Here is a 13,332-nt window from a genome sequence, read left to right as displayed (position 1 = left end):
TCAGGCGGCCGGGCGATGGCCGCACACGCTGCAACCCGGATCGCGCGCGACGCGCAGGCTGTCGAAAGCCGAACGCCGGCCATCGAACATCAGCAGGCTGCCGGCAAGAGAGGGGCCGATTCCCGCCAGAAGCTTGAGCGCTTCGTTGGCTTGCAAGGTCCCGATCGTGCCGACCACAGGCGCGAAAACGCCGAGCACCGCGCATCGCGTTTCCTCGAAGTCGGCGTCGGGCGGGAAGATGCAGGCATAGCAGGGGGAGGCCGCATCGCGTGTGTCGTAGACGCTGAGTTGCCCATCGAAGCGGATCGCCGCGCCGGCGACCAAGGGCTTGGCATGTGCCACGCATGCCCGATTGACCGCATGCCGGGTCTGGAAGTTGTCGCTGCAATCGACGACCACGTCCGCCTCGGCGACACGCCGGGAAAGAAGCCCGTCGTCGGCCCGCAGCCTGATGGCTTCGATCGATATGTCCGGATTGATGGCGCGCATCGCTTCCGCAGCCGAATCGACCTTGGACATGCCGACGCGCGCGGTGGTGTGCGCGATCTGCCGCTGGAGATTGGTCAGGTCGAGTTCGTCATCGTCGACGAGCGTGATCCGGCCGACACCCGCCGCGGCGAGATAGAGCGCGACCGGCGATCCCAGGCCGCCAGCGCCGATGATGAGCGCGTGCGCCGCACTGACGCGCGCCTGGCCGTCGATGCCGAACTCTTCCAGGAGGATGTGGCGCGAATAGCGCAGGAGGTGTTCGTCTTCCATGCGCCGTGCGAGACGCCCCAGGGTCTTGGCCCGATACCGGGCCGCCCCCCAAGGGTCAGTTTTCCTTCTTCTCTTCCTTGTTGTCGACGATCACCTGCGTCTTGCTCACGAGCACCGGCTGGCCCTTGAGGCGGTTGAACGCCTGGACCAGCGGGAAGTCCTGGTCGGAGCCGAACTCCGGAACCTTGCGGTCCTGAGGCGGCTTCTTGGCCTCTTCCTCGAGGCGTTTGCGGGCTTCGTCGCGTGCCTTCTCGCGCTCGGTGTCCTTGACCTCGGGGCCTTGGCCGCTGGCCAGATGCTTTTCGAGGTCGGCCTCGCGCATGCGCAGGGCGGCGTAGGGGCTGCCCTCGGCGCTTTCATCGACCAGCACATTGGGCACGATGCCCTTGGCCTGGATCGAGGTGCCGCTCGGCGTGTAGTAGCGGGCGGTCGTGATCTTCAGGCCGGTGTCGGGGCCGAGCGGACGGACCGTCTGCACGGAGCCCTTGCCGAAAGTCTGGCTGCCCATGACGGTCGCGCGCTTGTGGTCCTGCAGCGCACCGGCGACGATTTCGCTGGCGGAGGCGGAGCCTTCGTTGACGAGCACCACGAGCGGCACGGTCTTGAGTGCCGCCGGCAGACCACGCAGCGGGTCGCTGCCGGCGCGGCGCTGGTAGAACTCGGGCGCGGCCTTGTAGACGGCCTTGCTTTCCGCCAGCTGGCCATCGGTCGAAACGACGGTCACGTTCTCTGGCAGGAAGGCGGCGGAAATCGCGACGGCGGAATCGAGCAGGCCGCCCGGATCGTTGCGCAGATCGAGCACGAGCCCCTTGAGGTTGGGCTCCTGCTTGTAGATCTCCTCGACCTTCTTGACGAAGTCGTCGACTGTGCGTTCCTGGAACTGCGACAGGCGAATCCACGCATAGCCCGGCTCGAAGACCTTGCCGCGCACCGATTGGGTGCGGATTTCCTCGCGTGTGATCGTCACGGGGAAGGTGCGGTTCTCGTCCTTGCGGTAGATCGTCAGCAGGACCTTGGTGTTGGCCTCGCCGCGCATGCGCTTGACGGCTTCGTTGAGCGTCAGGCCGCGAACGGCGGTGTCGTCGATCTTGGTGATCAGGTCGTTCGGCTTCAGGCCGGCGCGGAAGGCCGGGGATCCTTCGATGGGCGAGACGACCTTGACCAGTCCGTCTTCCTGCGAGATCTCGATGCCGACGCCGACGAAGCGGCCGGTGGTGCCTTCGCGAAATTCCTTGAACGACTTCTTGTCGAAATACTGCGAATGCGGATCGAGCCCCGCGACCATGCCGGAGATGGCGTCGGAGATGAGCTTCTTCTCATCGACCGGCTCGACATAGTCGGTCTTGACCATGCCGAAGACCGCGGCGAGCTGCTGCAGTTCCTCCAGAGGCAGGGGGGCCAGCGAACCGCGCGCGACGGTTTGCAGTGACACCGTGGTCAGCGCGCCAGCAACGGCACCTGCGGCGATCCAGCCGCCAATTTTCAGTTTCTGGCCCATGTGTAAGAGTCCTTGTCGCCTGTCAAATCAATATACACAGCTTGGAAGCTACTTGTCTGTCCGGGTTCCGTGAATGACTCGAACTCTGGAGGATTTTGGTCAACCTTTGCCTTGCGCCGCGATCGCGGCGGCGGCCTTCTCGGCCGCATCCGCATCGCCGAGGTAGTAGTGGCGCAGCGGCTTGAGATCATCGTCCAGTTCGTAGACCAGAGGAATTCCGTTGGGAATGTTCAGGCCGACGATCGCATCGTCGGAAATCCCGTCCAGGTACTTGACCAGCGCGCGGATGGAGTTGCCGTGCGCCGCAACGACCAGCCTGCGGCCGGCGCGGATCGCGGGCGCCATGGATTCGTTCCAGAAGGGCAGCACGCGCGCGACGGTGTCTTTCAGGCACTCGGTCAGCGGAATCTGTTCCGGCGACAGCTTCGCGTAGCGGATGTCGGTCCGCTCGCTGCGCGGGTCGTTCGACTCCAGCGGCGGTGGCGGCGTGCCGTAGCTGCGACGCCAGACCAGGACCTGATCGTCGCCGTATTTCTTGGCGGTTTCCGCCTTGTTGAGGCCCTGGAGCGCGCCGTAGTGGCGTTCGTTGAGGCGCCAGGAATGCACAACCGGCAGCCAGGTGCGATCGAGCTCATCGAGCGTGTGCCACAGGGTACGGGTGGCACGCTTCAAGACGCTCGTGTAGGCCACGTCGAATTCGTAGCCCTCCGCCCTGAGCAGTCGGCCGGCCTGCTTGGCCTGTTCGACGCCGGTGGCCGTGAGATCGACATCGGTCCAGCCGGTGAAGCGGTTTTCGAGATTCCAGGTCGATTCGCCGTGGCGGATCAATACCAGTTTGTGCATGAGGGAAGCCTTTGGGAACGCGGTCGGAAACCCGACATTCTAAAATCCGGGGTTTGCCACTCAAGGAACACCGTGAAATTCATCGTCGACAACTGGATGCTCATCCTGATCGCACTGGCCTCGGGAGGCATGCTCTTCTGGCCGATGTTGCGTGGGGCCAGCAGCGGCTCGCTGACGGCGCAAGGGGCGGTGCAGTTGATCAATCGCGAGCGTGCCGTGGTGGTCGATGTCCGGGAGCCGGAGGAGTTTGCCGCGGGCCATGTGACCGGCGCCAAGAACGTACCGCTCAATGAACTCGAACAGAAGCTCCCCGGTGCGGTGAAGAACAAATCGTTGCCTTTGTTGCTGATTTGTGCCACTGGAGCGCGGGCGCAACGCGCGGTGGCGACCGCCAAGAAGCTGGGCTACGAGCAAGCCCAAGCGGTGTCGGGCGGACTCAAGTCCTGGAAAGAGGCTAACCTGCCGGTTGAAAAGGCCTGAATTTTCCAGACTTACGACTCATGCAATCCGTCAAGATGTACACCACCGCCGTTTGCCCTTACTGCATTCGCGCGAAGCAAATCCTCAAGTCCAAGGGCGTGGAGCAGATCGAAGAGATCCGCATCGACAGCGATCCCCAGGCGCGGGCCACGATGATGGACATCACCCAGCGTCGCACGGTGCCGCAGATCTTCATCGGCGACACGCATGTCGGCGGCTGCGACGACCTGATCGCGCTCGATGGCCGCGGCGGCCTGATGCCGCTGCTCCAAGGCGCCTGAGACGTCGTTTTCACGGGCGATAATCGCCCGCTACATCCAGAAGCCCGCTCTGGGAATATCCCGGGCGGGCGTTGTTTTGACCCTAGAAAGTTCAGCCATGGCCGACCAGCAAGCACAAGATCCCGTCTTTCAGATCCAGCGCGTCTATCTGAAGGATCTCTCGCTCGAGCAACCCAATTCGCCGGCCATCCTGCTCGAACAGCAGCAGCCGACCGTCGACATCCAGCTCGGCGTCGACGCGCAGCCCGTGACCGACGGCATCTTCGAGATCACCGTGTCGGCCACCGTGCAGACCAAGATCGGCGAGAAGACGGTGTTCCTGGTCGAGGCCAAGCAGGCCGGCATCTTCGAAATCCGCAACCTGCCCGAAGAGCAGATGGGCCCGATCCTCGGCATTGCCTGCCCGCAGATCGTCTACCCCTACCTGCGCGGCAATGTCGCCGACGTGATCCAGCGCGGTGGCTTCCCGCCGGTGCACCTCGCCGAAATCAACTTCCAGGCGATGTTCGAGCAGCAGCAGGCGCAGGCAGCCGCCAACCAGGCTTCGCCGATCATCACGCAGTAAGCCGCAACTGCGCTCCCGCCGCCGATGAAAGTCTGCGTGCTCGGCGCCGGTGCCTGGGGTACGGCGCTGGCGGTCAACGCTTCCGGCCGTCACGCGGTCACGCTCTGGGCCCGTGACGCCGCCCAGGTGCAAGCCATGTCGGCAGCGCGCGTGAACGCGCGCTACCTGCCGGGCGTTGCGCTTCCTCCATCCATCACCATCGCGTCCGGCGACGCGCTCGCCGCGGCGAAATCTGCCGAACTCGTCATCATCGCAACGCCGATGGCCGCGTTGCGCGAGCAGCTTGGCATGCTCGATGGGTTGCGCTGTCCTGTTGCCTGGCTCTCCAAGGGGGTCGAGCCCGCGCTCGCCGGGGTCGGTGGCGAAGGGCTGCTGGCCCACGAAATCCAGGCCCAGGTCGCGCCCCGGCTTGCCGCCGGCGTCCTGAGCGGGCCCAGCTTCGCGCAGGAAGTAGCCCAGGGCCGACCCACGGCACTTGTCGCCGCGAGCCCCCATGCCGATGTACGCAAGGCACTGGTGGAGGCTTTTCATGGGCCCGCCCTGCGGGTTTACGCCAACGACGACATCGTCGGCGTCGAGGTCGGCGGTGCGGTCAAGAACGTCCTCGCGATCGCGACCGGGCTGGCCGACGGGCTGTCGCTGGGGCTCAATGCCCGGGCGGCGCTCATCACCCGGGGCCTTGCCGAAATGACGCGCTTCGGCGTGGCGCTCGGCGCACGTCCCGAAACTTTCATGGGGCTTTCCGGTCTCGGCGATCTCGTCCTGACCGCCACCGGCGACCTGTCGCGCAACCGCAAGGTCGGCCTTCTGCTGGCGCAGGGCCAGACACTGTCCCAGGCGGTCGATTCGCTCGGGCATGTGGCTGAGGGCGTCTATTGCGCTCGTACCGTCGTGCAGCGTGCGCGGCACATGGGTGTCGAGATGCCGATTTCGGCCGGCGTGGTGGCGGTGCTCGACGGGCGCGTGCGGCCCGCGGAAGCAGTCGCCGAACTCATGGCGCGCGAGCCCGGCAGCGAATCCGCCTGAGCTTCGCCTCGTTTCGATCCGATGAACGTAGCAAGTCGCTGAACTGGCGCGGTCAATCGACCAGACTCAGCTCGCACTCGTCGCCCAGAGCATCGCGCCAGATGCGCACGCGCGCGGGCGGCGGCTGCATGTCGGCCAGTGCGTTGGCGATGTACAGACAGAGGTTCTCCAGCGTGGGAATGCCCAGGCCTGGCACCTCGTCGAGCAGGTGGTGGTCGAGCTTCGTGCGAAGGGCTTGCAGGCGTGCGCGCAGCACGCCGAGGTCGATGACCATGCCGGTGCGGGCGTCGCGCGGCCCGCGAACCGCGACCTCCGCGTGATAGGTATGGCCGTGGATGCGCCGGCTGCCCTCGGCTTCGATCTCGCGGTGCAGGGTATGCGCGGCGTCGAAGAAGAAGCGCTGGCTCAGGGTGAATTGCTGTGCGGACATGTTCGGTTTCGTGCCGGGCATCAGCGGATGCCGGTGAGTTTGTGCGTCTGCAGGCTGAGGCGCCAGCCGGGATGGCGCATGCAGGTGTCGATGCACAACGCGATGTTCTCGGCCTGCGTGGGGCCGTCCATCGGTTGCAGGAAATAGTGTGCGAAGCGGCCTTCGGCGCGGAGGATGTCCAGATCCAGTCCAGGCTGTGGCCATACGACCTTGAGCTCCTGCCCGCTGCGCTGCACCCACGGCGCGCCGGCCTTCGGACTGACGCAAAGCCAGTCAATGCCTTCGGGCGCGATCAGGGTGCCATTGCTTTCCGCTGCGATCCGAAAGTGGCGAGCATGCAGCTCGGCAATGAGCGGTGCATCCAGTTGCATCAGCGGTTCGCCGCCGGTGATCACGACCAGCCGGTGCGCCTCGTCGCCGGCCGGCCACTGCGCGGCGATGGTGTCGGCGAGCTGCGCCGGGCTGGTGAACTTGCCGCCCAGCGTGCCATCGGTGCCCACGAAGTCGGTATCGCAGAAGCGGCAGACGGCGCTGGCGCGGTCGCTTTCGCGGCCGTTCCACAGGTTGCAGCCGGCAAAGCGGCAGAACACCGCGGGCATGCCGGCCTGGCCGCCTTCGCCTTGCAGTGTGTAGAAGATTTCCTTGACGGTGTAAGTCATTGCGTCCCGGTTCAGGGATATGCGGAGGGTGTTCCGCGATGGGATTGGATCGGGTCGGCGACGGCCCGCCGATCGGGAGAGGTCAGGCCGGCGTATACGCCAGCCGCACGTAGATCGGCGCGAAGGCTTCGGCCTGCGTGATGTCGATCAGCGTTTCCTTGGCCAGTTCGAGCATGGCGATGAAGGTGACGATCAACACGGGCGTGCCGCGTGAGACGTCGAAGAGCTTCTCGAACTCGACGAACTGCCGACCCTGCAACTGCCGCAGCACGATGCTCATGTGCTCGCGAACGCTCAGTTCTTCGCGCGAGATCTTGTGGTGCTGCACCAGCTTCGCGCGCTTGAGGATGTCGGCCCAGGCCTCGCGCAGGTCGACGACGTTGACGTCGGGGAAGCGCGGCTTCAGCGATTGCTCGATGTAGACCTGGCCCTTCCAGAAATCGCGCCCGGCCTGTGGCAAGGCGCTCAGGGACGCGGCCTGGAGCTTGGTTTGCTCGTATTCGAGCAGCCGGCGCACCAGTTCCGCACGCGGATCCTCGGCTTCCTCGCCATCGGCCGTCTTCTTCGGCGGCAGCAGCATCCGCGACTTGATCTCGATCAGCATCGCCGCCATCAGCAGGTATTCGGCGGCCAGCTCGAGGTTGGTCTGGCGGATTTCGTCGACGTAGCTCAGGTATTGCCGCGTCAGCCCCGCCATCGGGATGTCGAGGATGTTGAAGTTCTGCTTGCGGATCAGGTAGAGCAGCAGGTCCAGCGGGCCCTCGAACGCCTCGAGAAAGACCTGCAGTGCCTCGGGTGGGATGTACAGGTCGTTCGGCAGCGCGAAGAGCGGCTCGCCGTACAAGCGGGCGAGTGCAACCTGGTCGACCACTTCGGGCATCGGCGGCACGGCGGCCGTGCCGTCGTCGGCGGTGACCGCGTCCGGCGCCGAAAGGGCGTGCTCGTCCGTTTCGGCGCCGTCGCCCTGGCGGCGGCTCCCGGTACCCGGTACGGCCCGGATGGTCACTTACTTGGCTTGGGTCTGGTAGACGTAGGGCTGCTGCGCTACCCGGCCTTCGCTGAATTCTTCCTGCAGGCTGGCGTCGAGGTGCTTGTCCCACAGCAGGGCACGGCCGGCGCGCTGCTCGGCTTCGAGCGTCGGCTTCTTTTCCTTCATCTCCTCGATGAAGTTGGTGATTTCGGACGTGTAGTGCGGGCGGGCGAAGATGGGCATGGCAATTGGACCTTTGGTGCAGGATTTTACCGGGTGGATTCCGCATTGAAGCCGGCGGTGGCATGCGCTAGCGTGGCGGCTCCCAACAACCAAGGAGCCTGTCGATGAAACGCCGATACACGCTATTCCTTGCTTCGACGATCGCCGCCGCGCTGGTGACTGCCTGCGCGACCGGCGGCTCGTCGGCGCCGCAGAACAAGATGAGCTTCTTCATCACGAGCGCGAACCCGGGCAAGGGTGGGGACTTCGGCGGACTCGCGGGCGCCGACCGCTACTGCCAGAGCCTGGCCGAAAGCGTCGGCGCGGGCGGGCGTAGCTGGCGGGCCTACCTGAGCACGACCGCGACGGCCGGCAGTCCAGCGGTGAACGCCCGTGATCGCATCGGCAAAGGGCCGTGGGTCAACGTGAAAGGCGTGACGATCGCCAACAACATTGACGAACTGCACGGCACCAACAATCTCGACAAGCAGACGGGGCTGACGGAAAAGGGCGAGATCGTCAGCGCGAGCGGCGACCCCGTCAACAACCACGACATCCTGACCGGCTCGATGCCGGACGGGCGCGCCTCCACCGACACCAGCAAGGACACCACCTGCGGCAACTGGACCAAGAGCGGCGAGGGCTCTGCCATCGTCGGCCATCACAACCGCATGGGCACGAACGCGCCTCCGGCGGCGATGTCCTGGAACTCCTCGCATGCGACGCAAGGCTGCAGCCTGGAAGCCTTCAGGAAGACGGGCGGGGCAGGTCTGATGTATTGCTTCGCGGCGAACTGACGGCGACGGCTAGACTGACCGCCCCGTGCAATTTCCTGGGACGGTATGGCGCCATCCACAATCCGCCGCGGCCTCGCGCCGCTTGTGCTGCTGACCACCATGTTCTGGCTTTTTGGCTGCGACCCGAAGCGCATCAGCGAACTGGAGGAGGGCGTCTCCACCGAGGCCGACGTCCGCGCGCGTTTCGGCGAGCCCGAGAACGTCTGGGACACGGCCGCGGGGCGCGTCTTTGAATACAACCGCCAGCCGCAGGGCCAGAAGAACTACATGATCACCATCGGTGCCGACGGCAAGATGAGCGCGCTGAGGCAGGTGCTCACGCCGGAGAACTTCGCCAAGGTGACGCCCGGCATGCCGGTGGAAGAGGTGCGCAGGATGCTCGGCAAGCCGGCGAAGCGCACGCCCTATCCGCTCAAGCAGCAGACCGAGTGGGACTGGCGCTGGGTCCAGCCGCCCAATTCGCCGATGGTGTTCAGCGTGACCGTCGACGAAGCCCAGCGCGTGGTGAGCGCCGGCTCTTCTCCCGACCGCAGCGTCGAGGCGAACTAGGTAGCGTCGACGCCTTCTCCCGCGAGATCCAGGTCGCGCAGCCAGCGCCACAGCGTGGACCGGCTGACCCCGAGCTGCCGTGCCGCGCGCTGGCGGTTGCCGCCCGCGAGCCGCATCGCTTCGAGCACGCGCTCCCGCACCGGCGGCGTGCCCGCGGGATGGCGTTCGAACAACTCGGGGCAGTCATGCCGCAGGTCCTCGTAGCGGATGTCCTCGACGCGGTCGAACTGCAGCAGGAACACCGCGACGCGCTCGCAGATGTTCTCCAGCTCGCGCACGTTGCCGGGCCATTCGCCAGCCAGAAAGTGCGGCAGCAGCGGTGCGAGTGCGCGGGCCGCGTCGAGCCCGGACCCGAGCCGCTGGAGGCAGCGCGTGGCGTGCGCCCGCGCAAGCAGCGCGATGTCCTCCCCGCGTTCGCGCAGCGGCGGCACCGTGAGGCGCAGTGTGTTCACGCGGTAGTACAGGTCCTGGCGAAAGCGCCGGGTAGCGATCATCTCTTCCAGCGGCTGATGGGTCGCCGCAATCACGCGCACGTCGACCGGCACCGGCGCGGTCGCGCCCAGGCGGGTGATCTCGCGCTCCTGCAGCACCCGCAGCAGGCGCGTCTGCAGCGACAGCGGCATGTCGCCGATCTCGTCGAGGAACAGCGTGCCCGTGTGCGCAGCTTCGAAGAGACCCCGTTTGCCGCCGCGCCGTGAGCCGGTGAACGCGCCTTCCTCGTAGCCGAACAGCTCGCTCTCCAGCAGCGTCTCGGGAAAGGACGCGCAGTTGACCGCGACGAAGGGGCGGTCCGCCCGCGTGCTGTCGTTGTGGATGGCCTGCGCGAAGAGCTCCTTGCCGACGCCGCTCTCGCCGGCGATCAGCACGCCGAGATCGGTTCTCGCGTAGCGGCGCGCCGTATCCATCGCGCGCACGAAGGCAGGGCTCTCGCCGATGAGGCTCGCGAACCCGTGCTTCGCGCTGTTCTGCTGGCGGCGCTGCTGCATGCGAAGGCTGGTGTCGGCTTCCTGGATCCGGCGCGCGTCGTACAGCGTGAGCGCGGCGCCCACCAGTTCGCCGTGCTCGCGGATCGGCATGCGGTTGGCGATCCAGTCGCGCCGGGCATAGCGCAGCACCACCGATCGCTCCTCGGCGCCGCTGTCGAGCGTGGCTTGCAGCGACAGCTCGGGCTCCACCCGTTCGAGGCGCTGGTCCAGCAGGCGCTGCGGCTTGTCGAGCACCCGCTGCATCGCCGGGTTGACCGCGATGATGCGGTGGTCGCGGTTCACGGCCAGCACGGCTTCCTGCAGGTTGTGCAGCACGCCGTTGAGCTGCTCGTACCGGCCGGCTTCCAGCCGTGCCACGCGCGCGAGTTCGATCGCGTCCTCGAAGCCCTTGCGGATGCTGTCGAGCGAGTAGGCCAGGAGCGCGTGCAGCCCGGCTTCCTCGGCCAGTTCGACCACGAGGCTGGAGCCGACGATCACCTCGAAGCCGTCGCGCCGCAGTTGCTCGAATTGCTGCCGCGCATCGTCCGGCGTCTGGTAGGCGTACTGCGTGATCTCGATGTTGAGCAGGTCTTTCACCGCATCGAGTTCGGGGATCGTCTGCCCGTACATCACGACGCCCACGCGGCTGGAGATGCGCCGTGCCTTGATGAGCGCCTGCAGCAGATCGAATCCGCCGAGTTGGATGGTCGCCACCGGCGCCTCCAGCCCCGCGCGCAGGATGCTCGCGTTCGACCCGGCGCTGACGAAGGCGTCGACCATGCCGCGCTCCAGCCGGTCGCGCGCGATGGCGAGCGCGCCGCCGAAGGTGCCGTCGACCACCTCGATCTCTGCGCGGCCGGTGTATTCGGCCACCACGGGCATCGCGAACTCGCGAATCTGCCGGTAGCTGAGGAAGCACAGACGCGGCAGGCGGACGCGGGTATTCTGGGAAATGGCCATGTCTCGATGAAACAGATATGTGTTTCATGAGTGTCTCACGAGACGTTTGAATGACCTGGCCGAGACAGAAAAGTCCTTGCAAATCAAGGGCTTGTGAGCGACCAGCCCAGCTGGCACGAGCGCTGCAATGCAGGAGTCGAACCGTTCTATGGAGACTCCGAACTTGGCACTCGAACACATCACCGTGCTGGACCTGACCCACATGCTCTCGGGTCCCTACGGCACCATGCTTCTGGCCGACCTCGGCGCGCGAACCATCAAGGTCGAGCCACCCGGCACTGGCGAGGGCACGCGCAGGTTGCTCGAAAACGACCCGGACTATGCGCGGGACGGCATGGGCGCCTACTACCTCACGCTCAACCGCAACAAGCAAAGCGTCTGCGTCGATCTCAAGAGCGATGCGGGCAAGGCGGTGTTCCTCGACCTCGTGCGCCATGCCGACGTGGTGTTCGACAACTTCAGCGTCGGCGTGACCGAGCGGCTGGGCATCGACCACGCATCGCTCGCACAGGTGAATCCACGCATCGTCACCTGCTCCGTCACCGGCTTCGGCCAGACCGGGCCGGAGACGCAGCGCCCCGCCTTCGACCAGGTGGTGCAGGCGATGGGCGGCGGCATGTCGATCACCGGCACGCCGGAGACCGGCCCTACGCGTAGCGGCATCCCGATCGGCGATCTAGGCGGCGGCATGTTCGGCGCGATGGGCGTGCTCGCGGCGCTCGCCGAGCGCGAGCGCACCGGGCGCGGCCAGCATGTGGACATCTCGATGCTCGACGCGCAGATCTCGCTGCTCAACTACATGGCGACCATGCACCTGATGTCCGGCCATGTGCCGGCGGGCATCGGCAACGGGCACTTCGTGCATGTGCCCTACAACAGCTATCCGACGGCGGACGGGCACATCATCATCGCCTGCATCGGCGATGCCTTCTTCGAGCGATTCGTCGACTTCATCGACCTGCCGGCGCTGCGCAAGCCCGAGTACCGGCAGCAGCCGGTGCGCTTCGCGGCGAAGGCGGAGATCGACGAGATCGTCGGCGCCGAATTGCGCAAGCACTCCACTGCCCATTGGCTCGAGCGCCTGCGGGCGGCGCGCATCCCGTGCGGGCCGGTCAACAATTTCGCGCAGGCGCTCGATGACGTGCAGGTGCGCGCGCGCGACATGGTGGTCGAAGTGCCGCTCCAGTCCGGCGAAAAGCTGCGCATGCCGGGCAACCCGATCAAGCTGTCCGCCGCACAGCCTGCGGCCTTCACCACACCGCCCGCGCTTGGCGAACACACGCGCAGGGTGCTGGCCGAGGTGGCCGGCTATTCGGCCGAACAAATCGACGCGCTCGGCCGCGACCGCGTGATCGCCTGAGGCCGGCCATGGAGCGAATCCACATCACCGACGTCGCACCGCGCGACGGGTTGCAGAACCAGCGGGTGCAGGTGCCGACCGAGGCCAAGCTGGAGCTCATCCGCCTCCTCGCCGAGGCAGGCGTGCAGAGCGTGGAAGCGACGAGCTTCGTGTCGCCCAAGGCCGTCCCCCAGATGGCCGACGCAGCGAAATTGGTGCCCCTCTTGACGGCGGCATTGCCCGATCTGCGTTGCTCGGTGCTCGTGCCCAACCTCAAGGGCCTGGAGCGCGCGCATGCGGCCGGCGCGCAGGAGATCGCGGTGGTGCTTTCGGCCACCGAGACCATGAATCGCAAGAACATCAACATGGGCCTCACGGAAGCCACCGAGGTCAGCGAGCAGACGCTGGCCGCCGCGCATCGCCTCGGCCTGCGCACCCGTGCCTACGTCGCGGTCGCTTTCGACTGCCCCTTCGAAGGCACGACTCCGCTCGCCGAGGTGGTGCGCCTCGCCGCGCGCATGCATCAGGCCGGCGCGGGCGAGATCGTGATTGCCGACACCATCGGTTCGGCGTCGCCGGCCCAGGTGAAGGAACGTCTCGCTGCGCTGCGCGATGCGGTGCCCGTGGCGCAACTCGCGGTGCACCTCCACGACACGCGGGGCATGGCGGTCGCCAACGCCTGGGCGGCGCTGGAAGCCGGCGTGCGTCGCTTCGATGCGAGCGTGGGCGGCATCGGTGGCTGCCCCTTCGCGCCAGGCGCGGCGGGCAACGTCGCCACCGAAGACCTCGTGCTGATGGCCGCGCAGAGCGGCTTCGAGACCGGGATCTCGACCGACCGCCTGATCGACGCGGTGGACTTCGCCGAAGCGCAGCTCCAGCGGCCGCTCGGCGGGCGCGCCATCAACTGGCTGCGACGGCAGCGCGAGAAAGCGCGCCAGCCGCAGGAAGCCTGAACGCGCACCTCATCCCATGAACAGAAAGAGACAAGC

At 66.4% G+C, this 13,332-nt stretch carries 16 protein-coding genes; 8 read left to right on the top strand and 8 right to left on the bottom strand.

The genetic code is table 11. The features are described from left to right. The 3 genes from BLW05_RS15040 to gpmA form a co-directional block, all read right to left on the bottom strand. On the bottom strand, window positions 1-759 hold the full coding sequence (locus tag BLW05_RS15040) for a HesA/MoeB/ThiF family protein (RefSeq protein WP_093163707.1): 759 nt from the start codon (window positions 757-759) through the stop codon (window positions 1-3). A 55-nt stretch (window positions 760-814) separates the two neighbouring features. Next, window positions 815-2,257, bottom strand: coding sequence for a S41 family peptidase (locus BLW05_RS15035; protein ID WP_093163706.1), 1,443 nt, complete (start codon window positions 2,255-2,257; stop codon window positions 815-817). 99 nt (window positions 2,258-2,356) lie between these two features. Further along, complete coding sequence (gene gpmA, locus BLW05_RS15030; protein ID WP_093163704.1) at window positions 2,357-3,100, bottom strand: 2,3-diphosphoglycerate-dependent phosphoglycerate mutase; 744 nt, start codon at window positions 3,098-3,100, stop codon at window positions 2,357-2,359. A gap of 72 nt (window positions 3,101-3,172) precedes the next feature. On the opposite strand from gpmA, the gene BLW05_RS15025 reads away from it, so the two are divergent. The 4 genes from BLW05_RS15025 to BLW05_RS15010 all read left to right on the top strand — a co-directional run bounded on the left by BLW05_RS15025 (window position 3,173) and on the right by BLW05_RS15010 (window position 5,452). After that, on the top strand, window positions 3,173-3,580 hold the full coding sequence (locus BLW05_RS15025; protein ID WP_093163702.1) for a rhodanese-like domain-containing protein: 408 nt from the start codon (window positions 3,173-3,175) through the stop codon (window positions 3,578-3,580). Between the two features lie 20 nt (window positions 3,581-3,600). Next, the gene (grxC, locus tag BLW05_RS15020) at window positions 3,601-3,861 is read left to right on the top strand and encodes a glutaredoxin 3 (protein ID WP_093163700.1); all 261 of its coding nucleotides are present in this window, start codon (window positions 3,601-3,603) and stop codon (window positions 3,859-3,861) included. Between the two features lie 97 nt (window positions 3,862-3,958). Continuing rightward, the gene (secB, locus tag BLW05_RS15015) at window positions 3,959-4,426 is read left to right on the top strand and encodes a protein-export chaperone SecB (protein ID WP_093163698.1); all 468 of its coding nucleotides are present in this window, start codon (window positions 3,959-3,961) and stop codon (window positions 4,424-4,426) included. Window positions 4,427-4,450: 24 nt separating this feature from the next. Beyond that, window positions 4,451-5,452 (top strand): NAD(P)H-dependent glycerol-3-phosphate dehydrogenase, encoded by a 1,002-nt coding sequence (locus BLW05_RS15010; protein ID WP_093163696.1) that lies wholly within the window; start codon window positions 4,451-4,453, stop codon window positions 5,450-5,452. A gap of 52 nt (window positions 5,453-5,504) precedes the next feature. Here the strand turns inward: BLW05_RS15010 and BLW05_RS15005 are convergent, their stop codons facing one another. The 4 genes from BLW05_RS15005 to BLW05_RS14990 all read right to left on the bottom strand — a co-directional run bounded on the left by BLW05_RS15005 (window position 5,505) and on the right by BLW05_RS14990 (window position 7,754). Then, entirely contained in the window at window positions 5,505-5,882 is a 378-nt protein-coding gene (locus BLW05_RS15005; protein WP_093164072.1) for a 6-pyruvoyl trahydropterin synthase family protein, read from the bottom strand. 20 nt (window positions 5,883-5,902) lie between these two features. After that, entirely contained in the window at window positions 5,903-6,541 is a 639-nt protein-coding gene (gene queE, locus BLW05_RS15000; RefSeq protein ID WP_093163694.1) for a 7-carboxy-7-deazaguanine synthase, read from the bottom strand. An 82-nt stretch (window positions 6,542-6,623) separates the two neighbouring features. Continuing rightward, window positions 6,624-7,421, bottom strand: a complete 798-nt coding sequence (locus tag BLW05_RS14995) for a segregation and condensation protein A (RefSeq protein WP_093164071.1) — start codon at window positions 7,419-7,421, stop codon at window positions 6,624-6,626. A 126-nt stretch (window positions 7,422-7,547) separates the two neighbouring features. Continuing rightward, entirely contained in the window at window positions 7,548-7,754 is a 207-nt protein-coding gene (locus BLW05_RS14990; RefSeq protein WP_093163692.1) for a DUF3460 family protein, read from the bottom strand. 104 nt (window positions 7,755-7,858) lie between these two features. On the opposite strand from BLW05_RS14990, the gene BLW05_RS14985 reads away from it, so the two are divergent. Both BLW05_RS14985 and BLW05_RS14980 read left to right on the top strand, forming a co-directional pair. Beyond that, window positions 7,859-8,530 (top strand): hypothetical protein, encoded by a 672-nt coding sequence (locus tag BLW05_RS14985; protein ID WP_093163690.1) that lies wholly within the window; start codon window positions 7,859-7,861, stop codon window positions 8,528-8,530. Between the two features lie 99 nt (window positions 8,531-8,629). Continuing rightward, complete coding sequence (locus BLW05_RS14980; RefSeq protein ID WP_093164069.1) at window positions 8,630-9,079, top strand: outer membrane protein assembly factor BamE; 450 nt, start codon at window positions 8,630-8,632, stop codon at window positions 9,077-9,079. Here BLW05_RS14980 and prpR read toward each other — a convergent pair. Then, on the bottom strand, window positions 9,076-11,004 hold the full coding sequence (gene prpR / locus BLW05_RS14975; protein ID WP_093163688.1) for a propionate catabolism operon regulatory protein PrpR: 1,929 nt from the start codon (window positions 11,002-11,004) through the stop codon (window positions 9,076-9,078). The two genes, BLW05_RS14980 and prpR, sit on opposite strands and share 4 nt — an antisense overlap. 163 nt (window positions 11,005-11,167) lie before the next feature. On the opposite strand from prpR, the gene BLW05_RS14970 reads away from it, so the two are divergent. After that, window positions 11,168-12,364 (top strand): CaiB/BaiF CoA transferase family protein, encoded by a 1,197-nt coding sequence (locus BLW05_RS14970; protein WP_093164068.1) that lies wholly within the window; start codon window positions 11,168-11,170, stop codon window positions 12,362-12,364. An 8-nt stretch (window positions 12,365-12,372) separates the two neighbouring features. After that, window positions 12,373-13,296: a hydroxymethylglutaryl-CoA lyase gene (locus BLW05_RS14965; protein ID WP_093163687.1), complete on the top strand. Its 924-nt coding sequence runs from the start codon at window positions 12,373-12,375 to the stop codon at window positions 13,294-13,296. The last annotated feature ends 36 nt before the right edge of the window (window positions 13,297-13,332 follow it).

The sequence above is a fragment of the Variovorax sp. YR216 genome, assembly GCF_900107745.1.
Lineage (GTDB): Bacteria > Pseudomonadota > Gammaproteobacteria > Burkholderiales > Burkholderiaceae_C > Variovorax.
The sequence above is the reverse complement of the archived record's forward strand: the minus strand, read 5'-3'. Positions and strand labels throughout refer to the sequence as shown.

What these genes read in the sequence shown, in the direction of transcription:
- BLW05_RS15040 (WP_093163707.1), bottom strand. Translation starts at nt 759, where the DNA reads ATGGAAGACGAACACCTCCTGCGCTATTCGCGCCACATCCTCCTGGAA.
- BLW05_RS15035 (WP_093163706.1), bottom strand. Translation starts at nt 2,257, where the DNA reads ATGGGCCAGAAACTGAAAATTGGCGGCTGGATCGCCGCAGGTGCCGTT.
- gpmA (WP_093163704.1), bottom strand. Translation starts at nt 3,100, where the DNA reads ATGCACAAACTGGTATTGATCCGCCACGGCGAATCGACCTGGAATCTC.
- grxC (WP_093163700.1), top strand. Translation starts at nt 3,601, where the DNA reads ATGCAATCCGTCAAGATGTACACCACCGCCGTTTGCCCTTACTGCATT.
- secB (WP_093163698.1), top strand. Translation starts at nt 3,959, where the DNA reads ATGGCCGACCAGCAAGCACAAGATCCCGTCTTTCAGATCCAGCGCGTC.
- BLW05_RS15010 (WP_093163696.1), top strand. Translation starts at nt 4,451, where the DNA reads ATGAAAGTCTGCGTGCTCGGCGCCGGTGCCTGGGGTACGGCGCTGGCG.
- BLW05_RS15005 (WP_093164072.1), bottom strand. Translation starts at nt 5,882, where the DNA reads ATGTCCGCACAGCAATTCACCCTGAGCCAGCGCTTCTTCTTCGACGCC.
- queE (WP_093163694.1), bottom strand. Translation starts at nt 6,541, where the DNA reads ATGACTTACACCGTCAAGGAAATCTTCTACACACTGCAAGGCGAAGGC.
- BLW05_RS14995 (WP_093164071.1), bottom strand. Translation starts at nt 7,421, where the DNA reads ATGCCCGAAGTGGTCGACCAGGTTGCACTCGCCCGCTTGTACGGCGAG.
- BLW05_RS14990 (WP_093163692.1), bottom strand. Translation starts at nt 7,754, where the DNA reads ATGCCCATCTTCGCCCGCCCGCACTACACGTCCGAAATCACCAACTTC.
- BLW05_RS14985 (WP_093163690.1), top strand. Translation starts at nt 7,859, where the DNA reads ATGAAACGCCGATACACGCTATTCCTTGCTTCGACGATCGCCGCCGCG.
- BLW05_RS14980 (WP_093164069.1), top strand. Translation starts at nt 8,630, where the DNA reads ATGTTCTGGCTTTTTGGCTGCGACCCGAAGCGCATCAGCGAACTGGAG.
- prpR (WP_093163688.1), bottom strand. Translation starts at nt 11,004, where the DNA reads ATGGCCATTTCCCAGAATACCCGCGTCCGCCTGCCGCGTCTGTGCTTC.
- BLW05_RS14965 (WP_093163687.1), top strand. Translation starts at nt 12,373, where the DNA reads ATGGAGCGAATCCACATCACCGACGTCGCACCGCGCGACGGGTTGCAG.